We start from the raw sequence: 26,562 nt of genomic DNA, 5'->3' as shown, positions 1-26,562 counted from the left end.
CCGTCAGACCTCCACCCCCCTTTCAACGAAGAGAGAACCCCATGAACGCCAACCCCATCCCCAAGCCCTCCATCAACCCGCCGGACATTGTCCGCTGCGCCTACATGGAACTGGTGGTCACCGATCTGGCCAAGTCCCGCGAGTTCTACGTGGACGTCCTCGGCCTGCACGTGACCGAAGAAGATGAGAACGCCATCTACCTGCGCTCCCTCGAGGAGTTCATCCACCACAACCTGGTGCTGCGCAAGGGACCGGTCGCCGCCGTCGCATCCTTCGCCTACCGCGTGCGCACCCCGGAAGACGTGGACGTTGCCGAGGCCTACTACAAGGAAATGGGCTGCCGCACCGAACGCCGCGCCAACGGCTTCACCAAGGGCGTGGGCGACTCCGTCCGCGTGGAGGACCCGCTGGGCTTCCCGTACGAGTTCTTCTACCACGTTGACCACGTGGAACGCCTGACCCAGCGCTACGACCTCTACTCCGCCGGCGAGCTGGTGCGCCTGGACCACTTCAACCAGGTCACCCCGGACGTTCCCCGCGGCCGCGCCTACCTGGAGAACCTGGGCTTCCGCGTCTCCGAGGACATCAAGGACTCCGACGGCGTCACCTACGCCGCGTGGATGCACCGCAAGGACACCGTGCATGACACCGCCCTCACCGGCGGCGACGGTCCCCGCATGCACCACGTCGCATTCGCCACGCACGAGAAGCACAACATCATCCAGATCTGCGACAAGATGGGCGCCCTGCGCATCTCCGACCGGATCGAGCGCGGCCCCGGACGCCACGGCGTCTCCAACGCGTTCTACCTCTACATCCTGGATCCGGACGACCACCGCATCGAGATCTACACCCAGGACTACTACACCGGCGACCCGGACAACCCCACCATCACCTGGGACGTGCACGATAACCAGCGCCGCGACTGGTGGGGCAACCCCGTCGTTCCGTCCTGGTACACCGAGGCCTCCCTGGTCCTGGACCTGGACGGCAACCCGCAGGAAGTCATTGCCCGCACCGACTCCTCCGAAATGGAAGTGACCATCGGCGCTGACGGTTTCTCCTACACCCGCGGCGACGCGACCGACTTCAAGGTCGGTTCGCAGCTCTAGTAACAGGCGAACAAACAGCCGGCGTACGACGGCGGGAGGGACGGCTTTGGCTGTCCCTCCCGTTTTCGTTGGGGCCGGGTATCAGGATCCGGGTGTGGCCGCGGTGACCGCTTCGATGACCCGCTGGAAGTTCGGGCTGACCCGGACCACCAGCGTGCCGTCGTCCTTCCGGTGCGTGAGCTGTTCGTAGCCGCTGCCGTTCGACCAGTACACGTGCGGACTCACCGGACCGGGAACGCTGCTGTAAGCCTCGATTCCGAAACCGGCCATCCCCTGCACGGCTCCAACGATTGATGCGTCCTCAATGATGTGCCAGGCAACCTGGTGCCGGTTGGGAACGCAGAGCAGCCAGCCGAGGTCCTCATGCACGCGCTTGCCGGTGACCTGCGTTGCCAGCCCGGGGAGCAGCACTGCCCTGCTGCCCGTGTAGAAGGAGTTGCCGGACAGGCAGCTGAAGGTTGCGCCATGCGCCGGGATGGTTTGAAGCCGCTCCACATCCAGGCCCTGCAGGTTGGCGATTCCCTGGTTCCTCAGGGCCTCCCACCCGCCGAAGTGCTGGGCCTTCTGGTGGTCGAACATGGCGACTGACTCGGGAAGGTCCAGGGCCAGCAGCTCGACGATTCCCGGAGCGAATTCTCGGTGGGGATACCCCTCCAGGCTGGGAAACGCCGATTCCTCATACAGCCGGGTAAAAGTCTGCTTGGCGGCGTCATCGGGTGAGAGGGCGGCGAAAGGATCCTGGTCGAACCCTGCCAGCACGTTCTTCAGGTGGCCGGTGATCGCCGGCCTCCAGTCTGCCCGCGGCAACCCGCTGCAGAGCGCGGCGATATTCCAGAACCCGTACTTCCGCCCCTCGCTGTCCACCGCATGGTCCGGATGCATCTGGACCTCGAAGCCCATCTCGGCGAATACCTCGCGGGTCAGGGCGCGGAAGTCGTTGGCTTCTGAGGCTGAAAACACCGTCAGGTACGGGTCGGGTCCCTCTTCCTGTGCCGGTTCCTTCCCTGATGAGCGCTTCTTTCCGAAAATCCCCATTCGAGCTCCCCTTTGCTGAGACGGACGATTGTCCGATCCTGCCGCACCGCCCCGGATTCGTCCCGGCCGACCCGCCCACCAATGCGGGTTTCCTCCCCGATCCGCTCCGGTTTGTGGCTTTCGCTGGGAAACGCGGTGCACATACCCTCCTCCGGTCGGCCAGCGGTCAGGGCAGCGCCGGGACGCCACCCTTGGGTCCGCTTCGGGCGTCAGCTATTGGAGTCCTCCAGCGGTGTCCGAACCAGGAGCAGCGAAAGGACCTCCCCCGCGGGGTAGGTGTCGTCAAACAGTGCCGTTGCCTCGGGGTGCAGCCGCGTCTCTGCCAGCAGCGTGCGGACCGTACCGTCCCCGGCGTCGTCGTCCGTTCCGGCAACGGCAGGCAACCAGCTCAAATCCGCGAAGGAGATCCGCTGCCACACCCCGTCCTTCCAGGTTTCGGCGGTCAGGACGGGCTGTCCGGATATTTCATCGACCCGTGGATCCGCGAGACAGACGTCTAGCATCCCGCCGTGCGCCCGGAGCCGGACACCGCCGCGGAAGTGCAGGGCAGCCGGCGGGGCAGCCGGATCCGGCGAGAAATAGAAGCTGCCATCAGGCAACTGGCCGGTCCCGGGGGAAAGTTCGACAGTGCCGTCCGGGCAGCCGGCGACGTACGCCAGGAAACTGTCCTTGAGCCCCCAGACGAGTCCGGTGTTTCGGTGGGTCAAGGTTTCGGTAGCGGTCAACGTTCCTCCGTTCATCGGTGCACCCGGATCCGGACGGACTGGTAGCCGAGTTCGGGCATGCGGGTCGGCTCCGGCGTGCCCAGGAGCTCCAGGCGTTCGGCCCGGTGGACCAGGACCTGCAGGGCGGCACCGATGATGCCGCGGGCCAGATGCTGGCCAACACACTGGTGCCGTCCCCGGCCGAACCCCAGGTGGCCGTCCACGTTCTCCCGGAAGGCGTCGAACCGGTCCGGGTCCGGGAACCTGGCCGGATCCCGGTTCGCGGCAGCGTAGACAAGAGTGACCGGTTCCCCGGGCTGCAGCGTCTCACCCGCCACGACAACCGGCTCGCTGACCGTGCGGGCGAAGCCGCGGTAGGGCGTGTACAGGCGCAGGAATTCCTCCAGCGCCCGCTCCAGCGGCACGTCCCCCGAGCGCATCGCGGCATGCAGCTGCGGATCCAGTGCCAGATGCCGGGCGATCCCGCCGATCAACAGCGGCGGGGCGACCATCCCCACCACCAGGGACTGGCGCAGCGCGCCGATGATGTGTTCCTCGTCCAGTTCCCGGCCGTCCACCCGCTCGGAAAGCAGGGACGACGCCGGGTCCTGGCGCGGGTCCCGCGGGTTACGGCGGCGGTCTGCCACCAGCCAGCGGGCGACGTCGTACATTTCCTCGCTGTGGCGGGTGACGGCGGCACCGTCCTGCCGCCGCCACGCGTCTACCCACGCCGTTGCGGTCTGCGCCAGCCACGTGATGCGCTCATCCTCGAGGTTGAGCCAGAGCGCCTCCGCGTAGGCGGGAAGCAGCGTACCGAAGGTGCGGGAGATATCGTCGTCGGACCCGTCCGCGAAATCCTCGAAAAGCGCATGTGCCCGCTCCCCGATCCGCTCCGAGAGCGCCGCCACGCGTCCCGGAGAGAGGGTTCGGCTGAGGGCCCGCCGGAACGGCGTGTGCCGAGGGGCATCGAAGTTCAGCGGCGGCCTCCGGATGCCTCGAGGATCACTGGGAACCACCGCCTTGACGGAGGAGATGAAGGTTTCCGAATCGGCAGCAGCCGCCTGCACGTCCTCGAACCGGGTCAGCGCCCAGTACCCGCCCAGGTCCCGGGTGTAGGCCGCGGGGCGCTCCCGGCGCATCCGGGCATAGGCGGCGAACGTCTCCTGGGGGTCGTCGCTGGGCAGGGAGAAACTGCCGGCCAGGCGGCCGCTGCCGATCGGATCCATCACGCTCCCATGGCGATGAACTCAAGCGGCACGTGGTTCGTCCCCCACTCCGCCCACTTCGCCATGCCGGGGTCGCCGGTGAGGTCGAAGCGGCTGCGGGAGAGGGCCTCTTCCAGGGTGATGCGGAACATCATGCGGGCCAGCGGTGCGCCGGGGCAGGAGTGGGTTCCCCGGCCGAAGCTGATGTGCCGGCTGATGTTCTCCCGGTTCAGGCGGAACGAATCCGGGTCATCGAACACCCGCGGATCCCGGTTGGCGGCGGTGTAGACCAGCGCGATCGGATCATCGGCCAGGATCTGCTGCCCGCCCACCACTGTGTCCCGGCGGGCCGTACGTGCCATGCCGCGGTACGGGTTGTAGAGGCGCAGGAACTCCTCCACCGCCGCCGGAATATCCTCCGGATGCTCCCGCAGGTGCTCCTGGAGTTCTGGATCCCGGCTGAGGTGCACGAACATGTTGCCGATAAAAACGCTCGGCGCCACCATCCCCGTGACGATCAGCTGCCGGACGCAGCCCAGGACCATCGCATCCGGAAGCGGACCGCCGTCGTCCTCTGCCTCCAGCAGCGCCTGCGTGAGATCCTCCTCCGCGGAGAAAGATCCCGCTTTCCGCTCGTCGATGATTGCCTGCGCAATCTCATACAGCCGCTTGCTCAGCCCCTTGACAGTGTCATGGTCCAGCACCTGGATGGCGTCAACGTAGGTGCCGCTGACTGCCTTGATGTCCAGACTGGTGTCCACCGAGAGGTTGAAGAACTCCGCGAACACGTGGGCGGGCAGCTTCTGGGCGTACGCCCTCGCCACGTCCACGGTCCCCTCGGCGATGAGCGGCTCCAGCAATTCGACGACGCACCGGCGCACCACAGGCTCCAGGGCGCGCATCTTCGGCGGCGTGAAGAAGTGGTTGATCACGCGCCGGTAGCTGGTGTGCTGCGGCGGGTCCAGGTGCAGCGGCGGCCGGACGCCGGTAAAGGCGAACTTCGGAATGGCGTTCTGCTTGTTCGTGGTGAACCTGTCGATGTCGGTGATGACCTCGGTCAGTTCCTCATAGCCCAGCATGGCCCAGAACCCGCCGAAGTCCTGGCTCCGGGCAACCGGGTTTTCGGCGCGCAGCCGCGCGAACCGGCGGTGGGCATCGTCGAAGCCCTCCGGCAGCTGCGCGTCAAAGTCGTGGGCGCTCCGGCGGGCGTCCTTGGTGCGGATCTGCATATCAGTTCATGCCCAGCAGGGTCTTGAGCTCGGGGGCATCGGACATTTCGATGTCCCGGACCCGGGTGAAGCCGGCCATGCCCTCGGAATCGTACGGAGAGATCTGCGAGACGACTTCGTTGAACCGCTGGTTCCCGTCCTTGCTCATCAGGAACGCGGCCAGAAGTTTGGCGCCGGCCGGGTTCGGGGAGTTGTTGACCAAACCCAGACCAACTTCGGGACCGGTGGTGGGACTCGGGGAAGAGATTTCGACAGGCGCTCCGCTTCCCTGAAGGGACTTCACCACGGCCAGAACGCCGGGGTGGGCGATGGCAGACTCGCCGGCTGCCACGGCTTGGGTGCCCGGAACGGCGCCGCCGGAGAGCACCGGGGTGTTCGCGGCGATGTCTTCCAGGAACCCGTCCCCGTATTCGCTGCGCATCAGTGACCAGAAAGCGATGTTTGCCGGGGAGGAATCCACCTCGGCGATCTGGATCTTGCCCTTGTGCTCCGGCTTCGCGTATTCCTCCCAGGAAGTGGGGGCGCTGGCCACCAAGTCGGTGTTGTACGCCATCTCGGTGGGGACCATGGAAATGATGGGGGTGTTCCCGTCATGGGTGTAGAGCTCGGCCGGGAATTCCTCGATCAGGGACCCGGGGATCTCCGCCTCGGAGAACGGAAGGAGCCATTCCTTCTCCAGGGCTTCGTCGTAGAACGGGGAATCGGTCAGCATGATCAGGTCTGCAGGGCTGCTGCCGCTGTCTGCTTCGCTGGAGAACCGCTGGGTGAGGTCGCTCGAGACCAGGCGCAGCGGTTCCACGGTGATGCCGTAGGCGGCCTTGAAGTCCGCTGCGAGCTGGCGCAGCGCGGACTCTTCAACCATGCCGTACAGGGTGACGGTGCCGGCGGCCTTGGCTTCATCGACCAGGGCCTGGGTTTCTGCGTCGAGGTTGGTGGCCTCGGAGACGTCGGTGTCTCCTCCGGCCGAGGAGCAGGCGCTGAGGGCCAGTGATGCGGCGGCGAACAGGGCCAGAACGGGAAGGTGCCTCTTCATTGGGGTTTCCTTTCGGGGGTGGGACGGATTTACCTGCGGCTTCGGGCGACGCCCATGCGCTTGGAGAGCCAGAGCACGGCGACGAGGATTACGGCGGTGACGATCACGAGGGTTGAGGCGAGCGCGGCGAGCAGGGCATAGGACCCGCCGTTGAAGACTTCCAGGATCCGGAACCCGACCACCACGTTGTTGGTGCCGGAGAGGATCGCGGAGGCGGTGAGGTCGCCGATGATGCGGACGAAGAGCAGCGCGAAGCCGCCCACGAGGCCCGGGAGCATCAGCGGCAGGAACACCCGGCGGAAGGTCTTCCACTTGCGGGCGCCGGAGACCTCGGAGGCCTCCCCCAGTTCCTTGCCCACGGTGGCGACGGCGGCGTCCGCCGCGATCGAGGCCTGCGGCAGGTACAGGGCGAGGTAGCCGATCAGCAGGATCAGCCAGGTGCCGCCGAGGCTGAACGGCGGGCGTGCCAGCAGCAGCAGGATGCCCACCGCGATGACCATGTTGGAGATGGAGGCCGGCAGCTTGATCGCGGCGTCCAGTCCGAGCGTCATGCGGCTGCGGTGCTGCGCGATATAGAGAGAGACCATGGCCGCGACCGTGATGCCGATGACGCCGCCCACCAGGCCCAGTGTCATGGAGTTGGCGAACGCTTCCCGGGTCTTGGGGTCATCCACCAGCGCGGTCCGGAACGCGTCCAGGCTGAGGGAATCCCACTGGATGTTCGCCGTCCAGTACCCGTTAAGGGACACGATGAACAGGGCAAACATGGGCAGCACGGTCGAGACGCCAACGTAGAGCAGCACGGCGCCGCGGACCACCGGGCGCCAGATGCCCAGCTTGGTCACGGTGTGGTGCGTGCCCTTGCCGCCGATGCTGCTGAAGCGGGAGTTCCTCAGGATGCGGTACTGCACGTAGTAGGACAGGCCGACGAAGAGGACCACGATTGCGGAAAGCCCGATCGCCAGGTCCTCGTCCGGCGGATAGGTGAAGGTGAGGAGCTTGACGATCCGGACCGGGATCATGTCAATGCCGGCCGGGGTGCCGATGATCTGCGCGATGGAGAACATGCCGAACCCGAACCATGTGCACAGCAGGAATCCGGCGCCGATGGCAGGTGCCAGAGCCGGCAGGGTGACGCGGCGCAGGGTGGTCAGGGCGCTGGCTCCGCTGATCCGCGATGCCTCCTCGAGGCTCGAGTCGAGGCTCTGCATGGCCGCGGAGACGTTCATGTAGACGTACGGCACGGCATAGAAGGTGTAGACGAGGATCAGCCCGTACCAGGAGTTGATGTCGAAGGGCCCTGATTCAAGCTGGATCCCTATCAGCCCCAGCAGGTCCCGCAGCCAGGAGTTAAGCAGTCCGGCCTGCGGGGACAGCAGCATGGTCCAGCCCACCGCTCCCGCGATCGGGGGCAGGAGGAAGGGCAGGTACGGAAACACCTCGTTGAGGATGCCGAACTTGGCGTCCGTGCGGGTATTGGCCCAGGCGAGGAGGAACCCGATAACGACGGCCAGCAGTGAGCTGGCCATGACAACCACAACGGTGTCGATGATCAGCTTGCCCAGGTCCTCGATGGCGAGGGTGCGCTGGATGGCCTCGAGGGTGAAGCGGCCGTCCTTGTAGAACATGTTGATAACCACCCGCACCAGCGGGAAACAGACGAGCACCACCAGGACACCGGCCAGCACCAGGGAGACCGTGTCGAAACTGTTCATTCCGCGCAGCCGGGCGGCTAGGGTCCGGCGGGTCCGCGGCAGGCCCGGGCTGGGCTCCGCCACTGGGGACCGGTCGTCTTTGACCGTGGTTTCGATGCTCATCAGGCCCGCTCTTCCTGTGGCTCCTGCTGCTCCGCTCCTTCACGGGGGAAGACCATCACGTCCTGTTCCCGCAGCCCAACCCAGACCTCGTCTCCGTCCCGGAAGTCGGTGGAACGGCCGCTGACCCAGATACGCATTCGGGTCTCACCGGCTTGGACAAGGAATTCGGTGTGGGTGCCCATAAACAGCACTGCCACGACGCGGCCCGGCAGTGCACTGGCCATATCCGGCCGCTCGGCGAAGAGCTTCCCGTGTTCGGGCCGGAACAGCAGGGATACCCGTTCCCCGGCCGCGGCGGACGTACGGACCAGCCCGAGGGAGGTGCTGTAGCCGCCTTCAGTCCGCGTTCCTTCCAGCTCATTGGTGTTGCCGATGAACTTGGCCACGTACTCGGTGGCAGGCCGGGCATACACCTCATCCGGTGTGCCGAACTGCTGTACCTGCCCCTTGTCCAGGACGGCGATTCGCGTGGCCAGTTCCATGGCTTCGGACTGGTCATGCGTCACGAACAGGGCGGTGAACCCGAACCTGCGCTGCATGGACAGCAGCTCCACGCGCAGTGTCTCGCGGACCTTGGCGTCCACGTTGGACAGGGGTTCGTCAAAGAGGACGACGTCGGAATTGTTGACCAGCGCACGGGCCAGGGCGACGCGTTGCTGCTGTCCGCCGCTGAGCTGGCTGGGGTACTGGCCGCCGAGGTCCCCGATCCCGACGGCGGTGAGGGCCTCCTCGACACGCTGGTTCATGCTGGAGCGGTCGCGCCGCGCTCCGCGCTGGTTCTCCAGCGGGTAACGGACATTCCGCGCGGCGGTCATATGCGGCCAGAGCGCGTAGGACTGGAACACCATGCTCAGCTCGCGCCGGTCCGCACCCACGTTGGTGCCGGTGGCGCCGTCGAACACTGTTGTCCCGCCCACGGTGATCCGCCCGGAATCCGGGGTCTCCAGGCCGGCAACCGACCGCAGCAGCGTGGTCTTTCCACATCCGCTGGGCCCGAGCAGGACCACGAACTCACCCTTTTCGATGCTCAGGTCAGCGCCGTCGATGGCCGGCACCGTGGAGCCGTCCTGCCGGCGAAAGTGTTTCGTCAGCCGGCTGATTTCAACGGCCCTCTGCACCTCGGGATGCTCCGCGGCGGCAGATTGGCGGGCTGGACTCGAAGGCGCCGATGTAATCTTCATCACATGCGCAATGTATGGCACATTTCGTGCGTTCGTCAACGGTTCGCGATAAGTGATGCAAACATGGCACTATGAGCGCTGTGTGGAGCAATCTGGAAGACCTGCGATCCGTCGTGGCTGAAGGCCCCCGTGGACGCCGGGTACTGGTCACGCTCATGGCTGAGTACTGGCTGGAAGAGGGAGCCATGGTTCCTTCGGGTGCCCTCGTGGACCTGATGGCCGGCATGGACGTGAGCCCGTCGGGCACTCGGACACTGCTCAGCCGGCTCTCGCGGGAAGGCCGCCTAACCACCGTCAAGGATGGACGGCGGACTTTCTATGCCCTGTCGGACAAGGCTCGGCGCCGGCTCACTGAAGGGTTCACCGTGATCCGGGTCTTCGGCACCGACCACGGTCCTGCCGATCCCGACTGGACCACCCTGCTCTTCTCCATCCCGGAGGACCAGCGGGCCGTACGGCAGCAGCTGCGCAAGGGCCTGTCATGGATGTGGTTCGCTCCGCTGTACGACGGCGCGTGGATCACTCCCCGGGACGACGGACAGCAGGCGATAGCCCTCTGCCAAAAGCTCGGAGTGGTATCGGCGTCCCTGATTCGCGGCCGCGTCTCTTCTGCGGGGACCGGCTTCGGCAACCCGGTTGATGCCTGGGACCTGGACCTGGCCCGTGAGTTGTACACGTCCTTCACCGCGATTCTCCAGGATCCGCTGGACCGGATGCGCAAGGGCCAGCTTTCCCCGGCTGAGTCGATGCGGGCCCGGACAGAAGTAGTCAACGTCTTCCGCGGCTTCCCGCGCTTTGATCCGGACCTGCCCCTGGGATTACTGGCGGACGACTGGCCGCGGCGTGCCGCCCGCGAGGCGTTTGCAGAGTTGTACGACGGCGTGACCGAGGACGCGATCGATTACGTCCGGTCCGTCGTCGAGCAGCATTCCCCCGCCCACGTGCAGGACGTTTCGATTCGCCGGCTGTAGCCGAACGGGCCTCACTCCGCTTGGCGGACCGCCCAGTTCTCCCAGTCATCGTGGCTCGTGTTACCAAAGTGACCCCACCAGCGAACTTCTGTAACGGCGACTGGGAAACTGCATGCTTCCTCGGCCTCGTTCCACACCCACGCAAGGCGAAATCCGACGGGTCAGCCGTATGCTTCCGGCCATGACCGTATCGATTTCCCACACGACCTTCGACAGCCTCGACGCCTATGCCCAGTCGAAATTCTGGGCCCAGGTGCTCGACTTCCACGATGACCCCGCCGATCCCAACCAGCCCGGTGACGACGAATGCATGATCTCCTCCCCCGACGGCACCCAGCGGCTGCTCTTCATCACCGTTCCGGACAGCAAACAGGTCAAGAACCGCGTGCATCTGGACCTTGAGCCGTCGGAGGTAGGCGGCCGGGACCTGGAACTCGAACGCCTGCTGGCCATTGGCGCCACACAGGTGGATGACCAGCGGCGTCCGGACGGAACGGGCTGGGTGGTCCTGGCCGACCCGGAAGGCAACGAGTTCTGCATCCTGCGCAGCGAAACGGAGCGGACAGCCTGATACCAGCCAGGCTAGAACTGGATCCCGCGGGACAGACCGCCGTCCACCAGCACATTCGCGCCGGTCATCCGTGAGGCACGCGGGCTGGAGACGAAGACGACGACGTCGGCCACCTCCTGCGGCGTGCCCATCCGGCCGGTGGGGTTCAGGGCCAGGGACTCGGTGAACATCTCCGGAGCCCCCGTTTCGAGCCCCTGCCAGACGCCGCCGTCGAAATAGGTGTTGCCGGGCGAGACGGTATTGGCCCGGATCCCGGTGCCGGCCAGCTGGAACGCGAGCCCGGCCATGTAGCCGATCAGTGCCGACTTCGCTGTGCCGTAGGGTCCGGAGGCGAAGTCCACCTCACGGCCGGAGACACTGGAAATAGCCACAAGCGACGGCGACTCGCTGCGCTCCACGTGCGGGATTGCCGCCTGCATCAGAGCCACGGTGCCCATCACGTCCACCCTAAGGCTGGCCTCCCAGGATTCCGGAGAATCCGGGATCGCCAACGCGCTGACGTTGCTGACCACCGCGTCCAGCCCTCCGAAACGGCCGGCAACGGCATCGACCCAGGCGGCCACGGCGCCGCCGTCGCCCACATCCAGAACGGTGCCTTCAACCTTTGCCCCGGTGCCCGCGAGCGCCGTTTCGGTGGCAGCGACTTCGGCGGCGTCCCGGGCGCAGAAGGCAACGTTCGCCCCTTCCGCTGCGAACGCCTCCACGATCGCCCGCCCGATCCCCCGGGTTCCGCCGGTGACCAGCGCCGTCTTGCCGCTCAACTGCAGATCCATGACTGCTCCTAGTGTTTAGAGAAGTTCTGCGCTGCGCCGGCGCAGGTCGGCGTGCAGGCCGTCGTAGGCGGCGGCCTTCGGGAACAGGGATTTCCGGGCCTTGACCACCACGGAGTAGTTCGCGTCCACGGCGTTGGCGATCGGCGCCTGCGCGGTCTGGGTGAGCAGCTGGTAGGCGTCCATCTGGTGCAGGCCGAAGAGCTCGCCGAACCAGCGCACCATCTCCACCTGCCCGATCCGCCAGGAATCCTCCATCGGGCGGGAAGACCCCACGGCCATCCACTCACCGTCGCTCTCCAGCCGCGGCCAGGCCGGGGCGCCGCCCTTGATCAGCTCCACCAGGATGGTGGAGTGCATGGCACCTTCGACGGCGGTGCCGCAGGCTTCGCCTTCGCCCTGCCGGTAGTGGCCGTCGCCTATAGAGAACAGCGCTCCGGACTGGTTCACGCCGAGGTACACCGTGGTGCCGGCCTTGACCTCCGGGGCGTCCATGTTCCCGCCAAAACGCTCGGGCACCAGCGAGGAGCGGACCTCGCCGCCGGGAGGGGCCACCCCCACTGTGCCGAGCATGGGTTCCAGCGGCAGCGCGACCTCAAAGTCTCCGAACCTCGCCTGAAAACCCACGGTGGAACGGGTGGAGTCGACGTGGTAAATCCAGGTGGTGTCCGGGAGCGGGTCCTGCAGGAACGCGGTGCGGTCGGTGCTGGTGAGCCCGCCGAAGAACGGAATCGTGGCGGAGGCGCCGTAGCTGCGGGCCGGGGTCAGCTCGACGATGTGCAGCGCGAGGGTGTCCCCGGGTTCGGCGCCCTCCACATAGAACGGTCCGGTCTGCGGGTTCACGAAGTTGAGGTCGACTTTCTCGCTGGACAGGTCCTCCACAGAGGTCAGGGCGTTGTTGAACGCGTCCTCCGACCAGAGCTTCAGGGCCGTGCCCGGCTTGATCCGCATCACCGGCTCCGCGCCGCCGAAGGTGTAAACCAGCTGGTCCGGGCGGGGGCGGTATTCGACGATCTCCATGCGCCGGGAGCCTAGCCGAGGTTTTAGCTTCTGGATACAGCGGGGCAGAACACGGCAGCCGCGCATCCGACGGCAGTAAAAGTTGTGCTGGCTGTGACTTCTGGGGCCAGAGTTGATGATTCGCACCTCCAGCGCTCTTTTCGCACCAAAAGCATTGACATGCTTAGGCACCCTCCGCAAATGTGGGCACCACCTCGTGCGCGGTAAGAGGTGAACGTGAAGCCAGAACGGGATGCCAAGTCGCCGGGAAAGCTCCCGGCCAAGCCAGCTGTCATCGTCGACAGCGCGGAAGGACAGCACGTGAGCAGAGGACGCAACAGCACCGCACGGACCCGTCGGATTGGTGCCGGGCTGGCAGCAGCCGCCATGGTGCTGGCCGGATGCGGCGGCGGCGGCGACGTCGGAACCGCCGAAACCGAGTCCGTAAACCCGGGCATGGCCGACGGGGCCAGCGGAGAAGTAAAGCTCTGCGGGCACAAGGACGCCAGCGGCATCAACCGCGGAACCGTAGCGGAGTTCACCAAGCAGAATCCTGACATCCAGGCCGAATACGTGGAGATTGGCGCCAACTCGGACCAGTCACGCACCCAGATGGTGCAGCGCCTGGAAGGAGAGTCCACGGAGTGCGACCTCTTCCTCATGGACGTCACCTGGGTCAGCGAGTTCGCCAGCCAGGGCTGGGTCATGGACCAGACGGAACTGGTGAGCGGCTACGAGGAAGGCACCATCCCCTCCACCCTGGAAACCGCCCTGTTCGAGGACAAGTACTGGGCCGCTCCCTTTTATACCAACGCCAGCCTCATCTACTACATGCCGGAGAAGGTCAGTGCCCCGGAGTCCTGGCAGCAGCTCTACGAGGAGGCAGTCGCCGCTCCCGAAAACGCGTACGTCTACCAGGCCCAGCAATATGAGGGCCTTACCGTGAACTTCCTGGAACTGCTCTACAGCGCCGGCGGCGAAGTCCTGGACGAGGACGGCAACGTCACCGTCGATTCACCGGAAACCCGGGAAGTGCTGGAGTTCATGGCACAGGGCCTCGAAGACGGCGCAGCCCCGCGGTCCGTCCTTACCTATGACGAGGACGCCACCCGTCTGGCCTTTGAAAGCGGAGACTACGGCTACCAGCGCAACTGGCCGCACGTGTACCGGCTGCTGAATGAAAGCGCCCTCGCCGGGACCTTTGAGGTCGCGCCGCTGCCCGCCTTCGGCGAGGACGGGACCCCCAGCGGCGTCCTCGGCGGCTGGAACCTGGCGATCAACGCCTTCTCGGACAATCCGGAAGCCGCCGTCGCCCTCATCAATTTCGCCACCACCCCCGACTGGCAGAAGCGGGTCGCCGCGGACTATTCGCAGGCCCCGGTCAATGAAGCGGCCTACGACGATCCCGCGGTGCAGGAAAAGATGCCGTTCGCACAGCAGCTGCGCGATTCGGTGGAGGGTGCCAAGCCCCGGCCCAAGTCGCCCGTGTACCCGCAGATCTCCCAGGCCATTTATGAAAACGCCTATTCGGTGATCTCCGGCGACGCGAGCGCCGACGAGGCCGTGACGCGGATGGCTGAGCAGATCAAGGCCGCCCAGGAGACCTTCTAGCCATGGCCGCCGGGATAGAGGCGCATCCCCGGGACACCGGACCCGGCAGGAAAACGTCCGCGAAGGGAACCGGAAAGCGCTCCTCCGGCCGGGACAATCCCTCCGGCCGGACCCAGGCGGAACGCCGCCTGGCACGGAAGATGGTGGCACCGGCGCTGACCGTCATGGCGCTGGTGGCAGCCTTCCCGATCGCCTACGCGATCTGGCTGTCGATGAACCAGTACAGCCTGCGCCAGTCCGGGCTCTCGCGGTTCGTGGGGCTGGGCAACTACATCAGCGCGCTCACCAGCGGGGAATGGTGGACGGCGATGGGCCAGACGTTCATTTTCACCGCGTTCTCGGTGAGCCTGGAGATCGTCCTGGGAATTGGCCTGGCCCTGCTGCTGAACATGGCGTTCCGCGGGAGGGCGCTGCTGCGGACGGTGGTGCTGGTTCCCTATGCGGTCCTCACGGTGGTCTCGGCCATCACCTGGCGCACCATGTTCGAACCCAACCTGGGCCTGGTGACCACCGTCCTGGATGCCCTCGGCCTGCCCGGCGGGGACGTGGTGTGGCTGGGTGAACCCGGCTATGCCATGGCCGTCATTGTGCTGGCCGATGTCTGGAAGACCGCACCGTTCGTTGCCCTGCTGGTCCTTGCCGGGCTGCAGGTCATTCCCGGGGATGTGTACGAAGCAGCCGAACTGGACGGGGCCGGGAAGTGGAAGACCTTCCTGAACATCACCCTGCCCCTGCTGAAACCGGCGATCGTGCTGGCGGCGATCTTCCGGACCCTGGACGCACTGCGGGTCTTCGACCTGCCGTTCGTCCTGACCCGCGGCGCCAACGGCACCGAGTCCATGTCGATGCTGGCCTACCGCGAGCTGCGGGAAAACCGGCTGGTCGGTGAAGGCTCTGCTCTGTCCATCCTCACGTTCATCACGGTCATGGTGGTCTCCCTGATCTACATCCGATTCGCCGGTGGCAACATCCGTGCGGTAGCCGAGGAGAAAGAATGAGCACGGCACAGGAAACGGCAGCAGCGCCGGCAGCAGCACGCCCCCGTCCTGCCGGGAAGGCACGCAGGCCGCGGAACGCCGGGCCCGGGCCGTTCGTCTGGCTGGTGGTGGTCGCCGTGATGGCGTTCTCCCTGGTTCCCTTCTACTGGCTGCTCAACACGTCGCTGAAGGCCGGCAGTGCCCTCAGCTCCGGGGAACTTTTCCCCAGCGCCCCCACACTCGCGAACTACCTGACCGTGTTCCAGGACGGCGACTTCCTGCTCTCCATCCGGAACTCGGTCATCATCGCGGTGAGTGCGACTGCCATTGCCATGGTGTTCGCGTCCTTCGCCGCGTACGCCCTGGCGCGGCTGAGGATGCGGCGCAAGGCGTTCCTGCTGGCGCTGATCCTTTCGGTCACTACCTTCCCCGCCATCGCCATCGCGGCTCCGCTGTTCTCCATCTGGACCCAAATCGGGCTGTACGACACCCTGCTGGGCATCATCATTCCCAAGCTGACCTTCGCCCTGCCCCTGGCCATCTACACCCTGACCTCCTTCTTCCGGGAGATCCCGCGTGAGCTGGAGGAGTCCGCCTATATGGACGGCGCTTCGCCCTTCCAGGCTTTCTACCGGGTGATTCTGCCGCTGGCGGTGCCGGGCCTGGCGACCACCGCGATCCTGGTCTTTATTTCCGTGTGGAACGAGTTCCTCCTGCCGGTCACCCTGACGTCCTCCCCGGAGGCACGGCCGGTTCCGGTGGCCATTGCGTTCTTCAGCGGAACCAGTGAGTTCGACCAGCCGCTGGGCACCATCAGCGCCGCTTCGATCATCATCACGATCCCGCTGGTGATCCTGGTGCTGGTCTGCCAGAAACGGATCGTCTCCGGGCTTACCGCCGGCGCGGTCAAGGGATAGAACATCAACTGCAACACAGGAGGACAGCCCGTGAGCCACGCGCCAACCAACGGCACCCATGAACCGCCCCTGAAAGTTGGGGTGATCGGGCTCGGCTGGGCAGGGCAGCAGCACCTCGACGCGTACTCCCGTGCGCCCGGCGTGGAGGTCGTTGCCCTGGCCGGGCTGGAGGAGGGCCTTCGCCGCGAGCTCCAGGAACAGCACGGCGTGCCTCACGCCTTCACCGACTGGCAGGACTTGGTGGCGCTGGAGGAACTGGACGCGGTCAGCGTTGCCGTGCCCACTTTCCTCCACGCCCCGATCGCCGTTGCGGCCCTGGACCGCGGGCTGCATGTCCTGAGCGAGAAACCGCTGGCACGGAACGCCGTGGAAGGACAGGACATGGTCGACGCCGCCCGGCGGGCAGGGCGGGTGCTCGACGTCGCGTTCAACCACCGCAGGCGCGGAGACATCAGCACCCTGCGCCGCATCATCGAAGCCGGGGACCTGGGACGGCCGTACTACGCGAAGGCATCGTGGCTGCGCCGGGCCGGGATTCCCATGCTCGGCAGCTGGTTCACCAACCGGGAAATGTCCGGCGGCGGGCCCCTGGTTGACCTGGGCGTCCACGTCCTGGACTACGCCCTCCACCTGCTCGGTGAACCCAAGGTCCTGTCCGTTTCCGCGGCAACCTACTCCGAACTGGGACCCCACGGCCGCGGCGGCGACGAACGGTATTCGGCCATGGCAACCCAGTCGGCATTCGAAGTGGAGGACTTTGCCAGCGCGTTCGTCCGGCTGGAAGGAGGAGGGACCCTGGTGCTCGAAGCCGGCTGGGCCGCCTACCGGGAACAGGATGACCTGCTGGACTTCCAGGTCTACGGGACTGAGGGCGGCGCACGGCTGCATGCACTGGGAGCGTCCAAGAATCCCGTGGCTGACCTGCGGGTGTTTGCTGAGAAGGACGGCCGCAATGCCGACTGGTCACCCGAGGTGAAGGCCGGCGCCGGCCACCAGGCCGTCATCGATGATTTCCTGGCTGCCGTGCGGGGCGGCCCCGAGGTGTGGGGCGCCCATGACGGGTCCCTGGCGCTGAGCCGGGCACGGGTCATCGATGCCTGTTACCGCTCTGCCGCCGAACAGCGGGAGGTGGATGTCTGATGCAGTCCCCTGAAACCCCGGACCAGTTTGAGGACAAGCTGCGGGTGCTGGTCTGGAACGAAGGTGTTCATGAGGCCAGCAACCAGCCCGCCTCCATGGCCGAGGACTATCCTGCCGGGATCCACGGCGCGGTGGCGGACTTCCTTGCAGGCTTCTTCCCGGGATCTGAGGTGTCCACCGCCGTCCTGGCTGATCCCGGGCACGGACTCGACGAGGAGAGGCTTGCCGCCACGGACGTCCTCCTCTGGTGGGGGCACAAAGCCCACGACGAAGTCTCCAACGAGGTCGTTGAGCGGGTGCACCGGCATGTCCTGGGCGGCATGGGCCTGATCGTCCTGCACTCCGGGCATTTCTCGAAGATCTTCACCAAACTGATGGGCACCACCTGCTCGCTTCAGTGGCGGAACGACGGCGAACGCGAGCTGGTCTGGACCGTTAAGCCCTCCCACCCGATCGCGGACGGCGTGCCCAATCCCCTTCATCTGGAGCGCAGCGAAATGTACGGGGAGCTCTTCGACGTTCCCGAGCCGGATGACCTGGTGTTCATCAGCAACTTCGAGGGCGGAGAGGTGTTCCGCTCAGGCCTGACCTTCACCCGCGGCCACGGACGGATCTTCTACTTCAGCCCCGGCGACCAGGACTATCCGATCTACCACCACCCCGGCATCCAGCGGGTCATTGCCAACGCCGTCCGCTGGGCCGCGCAACCTGAACGGGAGCGTGCCCAGCCGGAGGTCGGAAACCCCTTGCGGCGCTGGACCTAAGTCCGGCAACCGGCGTCGTTAGTCCCCGGTGCCGAACGCGGCATCGAAGGAGGCCGACGGCGCCGGGTAGTCGAATGCGCGCAGCGTCTCCAGCGCTTCGGGCGCCCCGTGCAGGCGGTCCATCGATGCGTCTTCCCACTCCACGGAGATGGGTCCGTCGTAGCCGATGGCCGCCAGGGCGCGGAAGCTCGCCTCCCAGGGAACACTTCCCCTCCCGGCGGAGACAAAGTCCCAGCCGCGCCGGGGGTCGCCCCAGGGCAGGTGGGAACCAAGCACCGTCCGTTGTCCGCTGAGGTTCAGCAGGGTGTCCTTGCAGTCCACGTGGTAGATCCGGTCCTTGAAGTCATGGATGAAGCCCACGGGATCGATGCCCTGCCACATGAAGTGGCTGGGATCCCAGTTCAGCCCGAAGGCCGGCCGGTGGTCTATCGCTTCCAGAGTGCGCTTGGTAGTCCAGTAGTCGTACGCGATTTCCGAGGGGTGGACCTCGTGGGCAAACCGGACGCCGCATTCGTCGAAGACGTCCAGGATGGGGTTCCAGCGGTCCGCGAAGTCCTGGTAGCCGGCGTCGATCACACTCTGCGGGACCGGCGGGAACATGGCCACGTACTGCCAGATGGAGGAGCCGGTGAAGCCGACCACGGTGTTCACACCGAGGGCACGCGCCAACCGTGCCGTGTTTTTCATATCCTCCGCTGCCCGCTGCCGCACGCCTTCCGGGTCGCCGTCGCCCCAGACCTGCGAGCCCACGATTGCCTTGTGGCGGAAGTCGATGGGGTCGTCACAGATCGCCTGGCCCTTGAGGTGGTTGGAGATGGTCCAGACCTTGAGGTTGTACTTCTCCAGCAGTTCGAGTTTTCCGGCGACGTAATCCTCGTCGTCCCAGCGCGAGGCGTCCAGATGGTCTCCGGCGACGGTGATCTCCAGCCCGTCATAGCCCCAGGAGGAGGCCAGCCGGGCGACTTCCTCGAACGGAAGGTCCGCCCACTGCCCGGTAAAAAGGGTGAAATTTCGTGCCATGGAATTTCTCCTCGGTGTTGGGCCGGACAGCTGTGTCCGGGCCTGGTCAGCTTTCGGTTTTGGTCCAGGTACTCTCGTTGTCCGCGCTGCGTTCGACTCCGCTGAGGACCTTCTGCACCTGCAGTCCGTCGGCGAAGGACGGTTCCGGCTGGCGCCCTTCGGCTATGGCTTCCACGAAGTCCCTCACCTGGTGTGTGAAGCCGTGTTCATAGCCCAGCATGTGTCCGGTGGGCCACCACGCCGACATGTACGGATGTTCGGGTTCGGTGACCATGATGTCCGTGAATCCCCGGCGGGTGGCCGGAGCCCCCGCGTCGTAGAAGCCCAGGGAGTTCATCTTTTCCAGGTCGAAGCTGACGGCGCCGAGCGAGCCGGCAACCTCCACCCGAAGGGCGTTCTTCCGGCCGGTAGACATGCGGGTCGCTTCGAAGGAGCCGATTGCGCCGCCGTCGAACCGGCTGTGAAAGAGGGCCAGATCGTCCACGGTGACCGGACCCCTTTCCTCGGTTCCCGTCCCGGCCAGCCCCGAAGCCTCTCCCAACAGGGGACGTTCATGGACAAAGGTATTGAGCGTGCCGCTGACCGCGGTGATCTTCTGGCCGGTGATGAACTGCGCCAGGTCGACGGCGTGGGCGCCCAGATCGCCCAGCGCTCCGGAACCGGCGGCGTCCTTCTGCAGCCGCCAGGTCAGCGGAGCTTCAGGGTCAACCAACCAGTCCTGGAGGTAGACGGCGCGTACCTGCCGGATCTCGCCGATGGCGCCGGACTGCACCAGGTCTCTGGCGAAGGACGCCGCCGGAACCCTGCGGTAGGTGAAGCCAACCATCGCCCTGCCGGGCGCGCCTTCCGCGGCTGCCGCCATGGCTTCTGCCTCGTCCAGGGTGTTGGCCAGCGGTTTCTCGCAGAGCACGTGCTTGCCCGCTTCGAGGGCAGCGATGGCGATCTCGGCGTGGGATGCTCCGGGGGTGACGATGTCTACGACGTCGATGTCATCCCGCGCCACGGCGGCGCGCCAGTCAGTCTCCGTTTGCTCCCACCCCCATTTCCGGGCAGCTGCTTCAGTCCGTTCAGAGTCGCGCCCCACCAGCAGGGCCATCTCGGGACGGCCGGAAAGGTCAAAAAACCGGGGTGCAACCCGCCATCCCTGCGAATGGGCAGCACCCATGAATCCGTGGCCGATCATGGCAACTCTCAGGGGTGATACGTCGTTCAGCATGATTCCTCTTCCGGCGGTTGAAATGCTCAGCGGGAGCGGGACGCCCGGACCGATCGGGCGCCCCGCATCTCGGTTCTAGGATTCGAAGGCGGTCGGCAGGTACTGCTCGACGTTCTCCTGAGTGACTACCGGGGCGTTCAGGACAATGCGCTTCGGGACCTCGACCTCAACCAGGTCGCTCATCGCCTTGTCCTGCGCGATCAGCCGGGCCAGGCGGATTCCGTCCGCTGCCTGGGTGGAGGGGTAGATCACCGTGGCTTCCAGGACGCTTTCCCCGGACTGGATCTCCCGCATGGCGTTGGCCGATCCGGCACCGCCGACCATAAAGAACTCGTCACGGCCGGCGTTGTCGATCGCCGCCAGCACGCCGATGCCCTGATCGTCATCGTGGTTCCAGATGGCATCGATCTTCGGGGCTGCCGAGAGCAGCTGTGACGTGGTCGCTTCCCCGCCCTGGACGGTGAAGTCTGCCGCCACCCGGTTGCTGACCTCCAGGCCACAGGATTCGAGGGCGTCCGCGAAGCCCCGGCTGCGGTCCTGGGTCAGCGGCAGGGAGTCGACTCCGGCAATTTCCGCAACGACGGCGTCGTTATTCCCGCCGAGCTTCTCGCAGATATAGTTTCCGGCGCTGACGCCCATGCCGTAGTTATCTCCCAGCACGGTGGCCCGGGCAGCTGTAGGACTGGAGAACTCACGGTCAACGTTGATGACGGGAATGCCAGCCTCGGTGGCCTGGGTCGCCACCTGGGTCAGCGCAGCGCCGTCGGTCGGCAGCAGCACAATGGCATCAACGCCGTCGTTGATGAACTGTTCCACCTGGCTGATCTGCAGGTTGGCGTCGTTAGTGCCTTCCGCAACCCGCAGCTCGACGTCCGGAAGGTCCTCCGCTGCCGCGAGGGCAGCACTGTTGATGGCGCCAAGCCAGCCGTGGTCTGCTGCCGGGCCTGAGAAGCCGATGACAACCGTATCGCCCTCGGCCTCGTTGCCCTCAACCGAGGCATTCGAGGGCTGGCTGTCTCCGCCCTCGTCCCCGGGTGTGCACCCCGTGACCAGGGCGCCCACTGCAAGGAAGGCGCCGACGGGGATGAGCATTTTCCGTTTCTTCAGAACTGCAGGCATCTGGGTCTCCTCATTGAGTAAGTGCGTCTTCGCCAGGAACATGACCACCACTGAAAGCCGCAACTTTTGCGTGATTCGCATCACAATAACAGAAGATTGAAAATAATCGACGACCTTATACCGACCGCCGACATAATGTGTTAGGTTCCTCACATGTTCGATGAAGATCAGCCCCCTTTGCTCGAGGTGCGCGGCCTCTCGAAGCAGTTCGGCACTGTCCAGGTACTCAAGGGTGTGAACCTGCAGGTGCGGCCCGGAGAGGTCCATTGCGTGATGGGCCAAAACGGCGCCGGCAAGTCCACTCTGATCAAGGCCCTCTCCGGGGTGCATGAGCCCGACGGCGGGGTGATCCTCTGGGAGGGCCAGGAAGTCTCCCTCCCCCATCCCACCGAAGCACTGGCCCTGGGCATCGCGACCATGTACCAGGAGCTGGACGTCGTGGACGGCCTCACGGTGACGGAGAACATCTTCCTGGGACACGAGAACGCGAGCGCAGGGATCCTGCGCGTCAGGAAGGCCCACGCACTAACCCGGGCTCTGCTGAAGCGGCTCGGGCACAGCAGGCTCTCGCCCTCAGCCGAGGTCGGATCCCTGTCCGCTGCCAACAAGCAGATTGTCAGCCTGGCGCGGGCACTGTCCCGCGACACCAAGCTCATCATCATGGACGAACCCAGCGCCATCCTCGATTCCGGTGAAGTGGCGAATCTCTTCCGCGTGATCCGGGAGCTCACCGCGCAGGGCATCGCCGTGGTCTATATCTCCCACCGGCTCGAGGAGATACGCCAGATCGGTGACCGGATCTCCGTACTCAAGGACGGCAAGAGCACCGCCAGCGGCCTCAAGGTCACGGAGACTTCGCGGTCGGAGCTGGTCCGGCTGATGACCGGGCGGGACGTGGAGAACGTCTTTCCGCCAAGAAAGCCCATTTCCCCGGATGCCCCGGTTGTGCTCGACGTCGAAGACCTTGTGCTGCAGGGAGAGTTCCGGAAGGTCAGTTTCAAAATCAGGGCAGGAGAAATCCTGGGCCTCGCGGGGCTGGTCGGATCCAAGCGTTCTGAGATCCTTGAAACCATCTGCGGCGTCCGGAAACCTACCTCCGGGAGAATCTCGGTGAACGGCAAACGCCTCCGCCCCGGTTCAGTGCCCGCCGCCGTCAACGCCGGAATCGGCCTCTCCCCGGAAGAGCGGAAAAGCCAGGGACTCATCCTTGATGAGCCGCTGTTCAAGAACGTCACGCTGTCCACGTTCGAACGGTTTGCGCGTGCCGGCTACCTCAACGAAAAGGCTGAACGCGACGCTGCCCGGGACCAAATCGCCGCCTTGGAACTGCGCCCGGCTGATCCTGACCGCCCCACCCGCACCCTTTCGGGCGGCAACCAGCAAAAGATCCTGCTGGCCCGATGGGTTGTCCATGGAACCCCGGTACTGCTGCTCGATGAACCGACCCGGGGCGTCGACGTCGGCGCCCGCGCGGAGATCTACAACCTGATTCGCAGGCTCGCCGGGGACGGAACGGCCATCATCGTCGTCTCCAGCGAAATCGAAGAAGTGCTGGGACTCGCTGACAAGGTGCTGGTCATCGACGACGGCAACGTCCTGGCGGAAACCAACCCAAGCGACATTGACGAGCATGGCGTGCTCGATCTCATTATGAAGGGAAGTGCCGCGTGAGCGAGCCAAACACCACGGTCGCTGATCCGACCAACACCCCGCCCGGCGGCAGTTCCGCCAGGACCGATCCGCTGAAAAAGGCCCTCGGCGGATCGGCGGGACGCAGCCTTGGTCTGGTCGTCGCCCTGGCACTGCTCGTCATCGTAGGCGCCGTCACCAGCGGCGACAGGTTCCTGAACGTGGAGAACCTGCTCACCATCCTGCGGTACGCCTCCATACTTGGCGTCGTTAGCATTGGCGTCACTTTTGTCATCACGGCCGGTGGGATCGACTTATCCGTGGGTTCGGTCCTGGGGCTGGCTACCGTGGTCGCCAGCCTGACGAGTGTGCAGCTCGCGGCAACGCAGTCATCGTGGCTGCTGATGGTTTTGGTGGCTCTTGCAGTCGGTGCGGGAGTCGGACTGTTAAACGGCGTGGTGATCGCCTACGGAAACGTTGTTGCCTTCATCGCGACGCTCGCGACGCTGGTGGGGGCACGGGGACTCGCGGAACTTATCTCCGGCCGCAGCACGCAGATCGTTACCAATCGGGACTTTGCCAGGGCCATGCGCGGTGAATTCCTGGGCATTCCAGTACTCGTTTGGATCTTCATCCTGGCCGCTGCCGTGGGCTGGTTCCTCTTGAACCGCACCACCTTCGGCCGCCGGACCGTTGCAATCGGCGGCAACCGCGAAGCCGCCCGGCTTGCCGGCATCAAGGTCAAGCGGCACCTGGTAGCGCTGTACGTCCTGTCCGGACTTTTCGCCGGCATCGGCGCAGTCATGATGCTTGGACGAACAACGGCCGGCACCTCGACCCACGGCACGCTGTTGGAACTCGATGCGATTGCCGCCGTCGTTGTGGGCGGAACGCTGCTGGCGGGCGGCCGCGGCACGATCATGGGCACCGTCCTGGGTGTGCTGATCTTCGCCACCCTCACCAACATCTTCACGCAGAACAACCTGGACACTTCCGTCCAGGCCATCGTCAAGGGCACGATCATCGTCGTCGCGGTCCTGCTGCAGCAGCGCTTCGCTACCAAGCGGCCATCCAAACGGGGCGGCTAACCGTCCCGAGGCAGCGGCAGGCACGGCCGGGCATCACTGACGAAGCAGAGGGCGCATAGTGAAATTCCTTGACGCGGAGTACACCTTGGAATCCGATGCTGAGCTGGGACTGGTCGAAGACGTACTGGACCATTTCTTTACGGATGCCAAGCTGCGGGCTGTCTCCGTCCATCCGACCTACCTCAGCCTGTGGGAAGCGATCGAACGGAACGCAGCCGGCGGAAAACGCTTTCGTCCGCGCCTGCTCATGCTCGCCTACCGCCAACTGGGCGGACCCGAGCCCGCTGCGGCGGCCAGGCTCGGCGCGGTCTATGAACTCCTCCACAACGCGTTCCTCATCCATGACGATGTGATTGACCGGGACACCACGAGGCACGGGGTTCCCAATGTCTCGGGGCACTACGCCAACAAGGCCCGGCGTGCGGGCGCGTCCGCGGAGGCCGCACAGCACGCCGGCATGGCTGCCGGACTGCTGGCTGGGGACCTGTCCCTGGCCGGGGCCTACCGCCTCCACGAAGCGGTTGAAGCGAGCGGGGAGGTGCGTCAGCAGCTGAACCGCATACTGGACCACGCCGTGTTCTCTTCCATCGGGGGCGAACTCCTTGATACTGAGTTCGCCCGGGCGGTTCAGATGCCCTCCCCCGAGGAGGTTCGGACGGTGGCCCGCCGGAAGACCGCTGTCTACTCCTTTGAGGCACCGCTTCAAGCCGGCGCCGTGCTGGCAGGGGCCACAGCCTCCGTTGCCGCAAGACTCGCTGCCTTCGGACGGGATGCCGGAATTGCCTACCAGATTGCCGATGACGTTCGCGGGACATTCGGTGACGAAGCGGACACGGGGAAGACAAACATCGGAGACCTCCGGGAAGGCAAACGGACCGTCCTGCTCTCCTATGCAGCCACTAAGCCGCAGTGGAAAGAGATTTCACAGCTTGTGGGATCAGGGGAACTGACGGCCGCAGAGGCTGGACGGATCCGTCACCTGCTGGCGGAGTGCGGGGCACGGGAGCACGCTGTCCACCTGGCATCCGAACATGCACACGCCGCAGTGAAACAACTTGGGGAAGAGATTCCCGCTGGGCTTGCCGAGAGCTTGGAAAGACTCTTGTATTCCCTCATTGCCGAGCTCCACTCCGTCTGATCCCGCTTTCCGCGGGTGATGCTCCGGAGCACGTTTACTATGGGAAACTAGTCCGGTTCTGGCCCGTCCGCCAGAAGGACCTACTACGGGGGAAGAATATGTCTGCCACCGCCCGCACGCATCCGGGCAGCAACCGGGATTCGAGCCGCCAGCACAACCTCTCCACCGTCCTGCGGCTCGTGCACTCCACGGCTGGCATATCCCGTGCCCAGCTCACCCGGACAACCGGGCTCAACCGGTCCACGATCGCAGCACTGGTCGCCGAGCTTTCCCAGCTGGGCCTGGCAGTGGAGAGCGACTTGGATACGGCACAGCTGCACGGCCGTCCGAGCATCAAGATCGACCCCAGCCCCGCCGCACTGGCCCTGGTTGTCAACCCGGACGTCGACGTCGTAAGCGTGGCCCTGGTTTCCCTGGGCGGCCACATAGTTAACACTGTCCGGTTCCACACGGTCCGGGCACCGTCCGGCGTTGAGGTGGTCAACATCGTGACCGCCGTCTATTCGGGCATGCGTACTTCCCTTCCCGCAGGTCACCGGGTCATGGGCGTGGGCCTGGCAATCCCCGGGCTCGTGCGGCCCGACGACGGAACGGTCATCGAAGCGCCCCACCTGGGCTGGCAGGACGAGCCGCTGAGCTCCCGTCTTGGGGAAGCGCTGGGACTGCCGGTGTTCACAGCGAACGACGCCGTTGTGGGGGCCCGCGCCCAGGCCGCGTTTGGTGCCGGGCGGGGCGTGGCCGACCTGGTGTATCTCTACGGCGGTGCCAGCGGCATCGGCGGGGGTGTCATCAGTGACGGACGCCTGATCCGGGGGGCGGCAGGGTTTGCCGGGCAGCTGGGCCACACGCACGTACGTACCGGCGGCACCTCCTGTACCTGCGGTTCCTCCGGCTGCCTGGAAGCCGAGGTCACCCGGGCTGCCCTGATCGAGGCAGTTGGACTGCCCTCCGGGGAAATCGAAAACCTTGAGGAAGTCCTCCTGGAGAAGCTTCAGGACGGGTCCGCCAACGATAAGCTCCGCGCCGTCATCGCCCACCAGATCGGTTTGCTGGCCGTGGGACTGAAAACGGTGATGAGCCTCCTCAACCCCTCGGTTATTGTCCTGGGCGGGTTCCTCCGCATCCTGGTGCGCGCTGCACCCGGCGCTTTGGAGGAAGCCCTCGCGGACTGCGGAACCCGTGGACCCTGGAAAGACGTGAGAATCGAACTTGCCCCGCTGGGGGACGACCCCATCCTCATAGGTGCCGCGGAGCTGGTTTTTGAGCCGCTTCTATCAGACCCGGCAGGTTTCCTCCAACGGCCTGCCGACGAATAG

At 65.6% G+C, this 26,562-nt stretch carries 24 protein-coding genes; 12 read left to right on the top strand and 12 right to left on the bottom strand.

Annotated features, from left to right (window positions below; translation table 11 throughout):
- Positions 1–41: 41 nt before the first annotated feature.
- Complete coding sequence (gene hpaD, locus LOC59_RS00390; protein ID WP_227895962.1) at positions 42–1,112, top strand: 3,4-dihydroxyphenylacetate 2,3-dioxygenase; 1,071 nt, start codon at positions 42–44, stop codon at positions 1,110–1,112.
- 81 nt (positions 1,113–1,193) lie between these two features.
- Here the strand turns inward: hpaD and LOC59_RS00385 are convergent, their stop codons facing one another.
- The 7 genes from LOC59_RS00385 to LOC59_RS00355 form a co-directional block, all read right to left on the bottom strand.
- The gene (locus LOC59_RS00385; protein WP_229970085.1) at positions 1,194–2,147 is read right to left on the bottom strand and encodes a hypothetical protein; all 954 of its coding nucleotides are present in this window, start codon (positions 2,145–2,147) and stop codon (positions 1,194–1,196) included.
- 209 nt (positions 2,148–2,356) lie between these two features.
- On the bottom strand, positions 2,357–2,872 hold the full coding sequence (locus LOC59_RS00380; protein ID WP_229970082.1) for an HtaA domain-containing protein: 516 nt from the start codon (positions 2,870–2,872) through the stop codon (positions 2,357–2,359).
- An 11-nt stretch (positions 2,873–2,883) separates the two neighbouring features.
- A complete protein-coding gene (locus LOC59_RS00375; RefSeq protein ID WP_229970079.1) occupies positions 2,884–4,077 on the bottom strand; it encodes a cytochrome P450 in 1,194 nt (397 codons plus the stop codon).
- A complete protein-coding gene (locus tag LOC59_RS00370; protein ID WP_229970076.1) occupies positions 4,077–5,285 on the bottom strand; it encodes a cytochrome P450 in 1,209 nt (402 codons plus the stop codon). Before LOC59_RS00370 ends, LOC59_RS00375 begins: the two co-directional genes overlap by 1 nt.
- A 1-nt stretch (position 5,286) precedes the next feature.
- Complete coding sequence (locus tag LOC59_RS00365; RefSeq protein WP_229970073.1) at positions 5,287–6,318, bottom strand: ABC transporter substrate-binding protein; 1,032 nt, start codon at positions 6,316–6,318, stop codon at positions 5,287–5,289.
- A gap of 29 nt (positions 6,319–6,347) precedes the next feature.
- Positions 6,348–8,135 (bottom strand): ABC transporter permease, encoded by a 1,788-nt coding sequence (locus LOC59_RS00360; protein WP_229970070.1) that lies wholly within the window; start codon positions 8,133–8,135, stop codon positions 6,348–6,350.
- Positions 8,135–9,316 carry an ABC transporter ATP-binding protein gene (locus LOC59_RS00355; RefSeq protein WP_229970067.1) on the bottom strand — a complete coding sequence of 394 codons (1,182 nt, stop codon included), beginning with the start codon at positions 9,314–9,316 and terminating at the stop codon, positions 8,135–8,137. Before LOC59_RS00355 ends, LOC59_RS00360 begins: the two co-directional genes overlap by 1 nt.
- 71 nt (positions 9,317–9,387) lie before the next feature.
- Between LOC59_RS00355 and LOC59_RS00350 the strand changes: the two genes are divergently transcribed.
- Positions 9,388–10,287, top strand: coding sequence for a PaaX family transcriptional regulator (locus LOC59_RS00350; protein WP_229970064.1), 900 nt, complete (start codon positions 9,388–9,390; stop codon positions 10,285–10,287).
- Positions 10,288–10,468: 181 nt separating this feature from the next.
- The gene (locus tag LOC59_RS00345) at positions 10,469–10,858 is read left to right on the top strand and encodes a VOC family protein (protein WP_229970061.1); all 390 of its coding nucleotides are present in this window, start codon (positions 10,469–10,471) and stop codon (positions 10,856–10,858) included.
- Positions 10,859–10,869: 11 nt separating this feature from the next.
- Here the strand turns inward: LOC59_RS00345 and LOC59_RS00340 are convergent, their stop codons facing one another.
- Positions 10,870–11,631, bottom strand: coding sequence for an SDR family NAD(P)-dependent oxidoreductase (locus LOC59_RS00340; RefSeq protein ID WP_227916150.1), 762 nt, complete (start codon positions 11,629–11,631; stop codon positions 10,870–10,872).
- Between the two features lie 15 nt (positions 11,632–11,646).
- Entirely contained in the window at positions 11,647–12,648 is a 1,002-nt protein-coding gene (locus LOC59_RS00335) for an acetamidase/formamidase family protein (protein ID WP_227895972.1), read from the bottom strand.
- Between the two features lie 300 nt (positions 12,649–12,948).
- Between LOC59_RS00335 and LOC59_RS00330 the strand changes: the two genes are divergently transcribed.
- Genes LOC59_RS00330 through LOC59_RS00310 form a run of 5 tightly spaced genes read left to right on the top strand, consistent with a single transcriptional unit; the run spans position 12,949 to position 18,036 of the window.
- On the top strand, positions 12,949–14,238 hold the full coding sequence (locus tag LOC59_RS00330) for an ABC transporter substrate-binding protein (protein ID WP_229970058.1): 1,290 nt from the start codon (positions 12,949–12,951) through the stop codon (positions 14,236–14,238).
- Between the two features lie 2 nt (positions 14,239–14,240).
- Positions 14,241–15,236 (top strand): carbohydrate ABC transporter permease, encoded by a 996-nt coding sequence (locus LOC59_RS00325; protein ID WP_227895974.1) that lies wholly within the window; start codon positions 14,241–14,243, stop codon positions 15,234–15,236.
- The gene (locus LOC59_RS00320; protein ID WP_227895975.1) at positions 15,233–16,132 is read left to right on the top strand and encodes a carbohydrate ABC transporter permease; all 900 of its coding nucleotides are present in this window, start codon (positions 15,233–15,235) and stop codon (positions 16,130–16,132) included. Before LOC59_RS00325 ends, LOC59_RS00320 begins: the two co-directional genes overlap by 4 nt.
- Positions 16,133–16,162: 30 nt before the next feature.
- Entirely contained in the window at positions 16,163–17,272 is a 1,110-nt protein-coding gene (locus LOC59_RS00315; protein WP_229970054.1) for a Gfo/Idh/MocA family protein, read from the top strand.
- A complete protein-coding gene (locus LOC59_RS00310) occupies positions 17,272–18,036 on the top strand; it encodes a ThuA domain-containing protein (protein WP_229970053.1) in 765 nt (254 codons plus the stop codon). Before LOC59_RS00315 ends, LOC59_RS00310 begins: the two co-directional genes overlap by 1 nt.
- An 18-nt stretch (positions 18,037–18,054) precedes the next feature.
- Here the strand turns inward: LOC59_RS00310 and LOC59_RS00305 are convergent, their stop codons facing one another.
- From LOC59_RS00305 to LOC59_RS00295, 3 genes are all read right to left on the bottom strand, one after another.
- Entirely contained in the window at positions 18,055–19,056 is a 1,002-nt protein-coding gene (locus LOC59_RS00305; RefSeq protein WP_227916099.1) for a sugar phosphate isomerase/epimerase family protein, read from the bottom strand.
- A gap of 46 nt (positions 19,057–19,102) precedes the next feature.
- Positions 19,103–20,239, bottom strand: coding sequence for a Gfo/Idh/MocA family protein (locus LOC59_RS00300; protein WP_229970832.1), 1,137 nt, complete (start codon positions 20,237–20,239; stop codon positions 19,103–19,105).
- Between the two features lie 108 nt (positions 20,240–20,347).
- Positions 20,348–21,391, bottom strand: a complete 1,044-nt coding sequence (locus LOC59_RS00295; protein WP_227916098.1) for a substrate-binding domain-containing protein — start codon at positions 21,389–21,391, stop codon at positions 20,348–20,350.
- A 153-nt stretch (positions 21,392–21,544) separates the two neighbouring features.
- Here LOC59_RS00295 and LOC59_RS00290 point away from each other — a divergent pair, with 153 nt between their 5' ends.
- From LOC59_RS00290 to LOC59_RS00275, 4 genes are all read left to right on the top strand, one after another.
- Complete coding sequence (locus LOC59_RS00290; RefSeq protein WP_229970050.1) at positions 21,545–23,062, top strand: sugar ABC transporter ATP-binding protein; 1,518 nt, start codon at positions 21,545–21,547, stop codon at positions 23,060–23,062.
- Positions 23,059–24,108, top strand: a complete 1,050-nt coding sequence (locus LOC59_RS00285; protein WP_423723841.1) for an ABC transporter permease — start codon at positions 23,059–23,061, stop codon at positions 24,106–24,108. The genes LOC59_RS00290 and LOC59_RS00285 overlap by 4 nt, the downstream gene beginning before the upstream one ends.
- Before the next feature lie 58 nt (positions 24,109–24,166).
- A complete protein-coding gene (locus tag LOC59_RS00280; protein ID WP_229970045.1) occupies positions 24,167–25,246 on the top strand; it encodes a polyprenyl synthetase family protein in 1,080 nt (359 codons plus the stop codon).
- A gap of 98 nt (positions 25,247–25,344) precedes the next feature.
- Positions 25,345–26,562, top strand: a complete 1,218-nt coding sequence (locus tag LOC59_RS00275) for an ROK family protein (RefSeq protein ID WP_227895982.1) — start codon at positions 25,345–25,347, stop codon at positions 26,560–26,562.

Source organism: Arthrobacter sp. zg-Y916 (assembly GCF_020907385.1).
Lineage (GTDB): Bacteria > Actinomycetota > Actinomycetes > Actinomycetales > Micrococcaceae > Arthrobacter_B > Arthrobacter_B caoxuetaonis.
The sequence above is the reverse complement of the archived record's forward strand: the minus strand, read 5'-3'. Positions and strand labels throughout refer to the sequence as shown.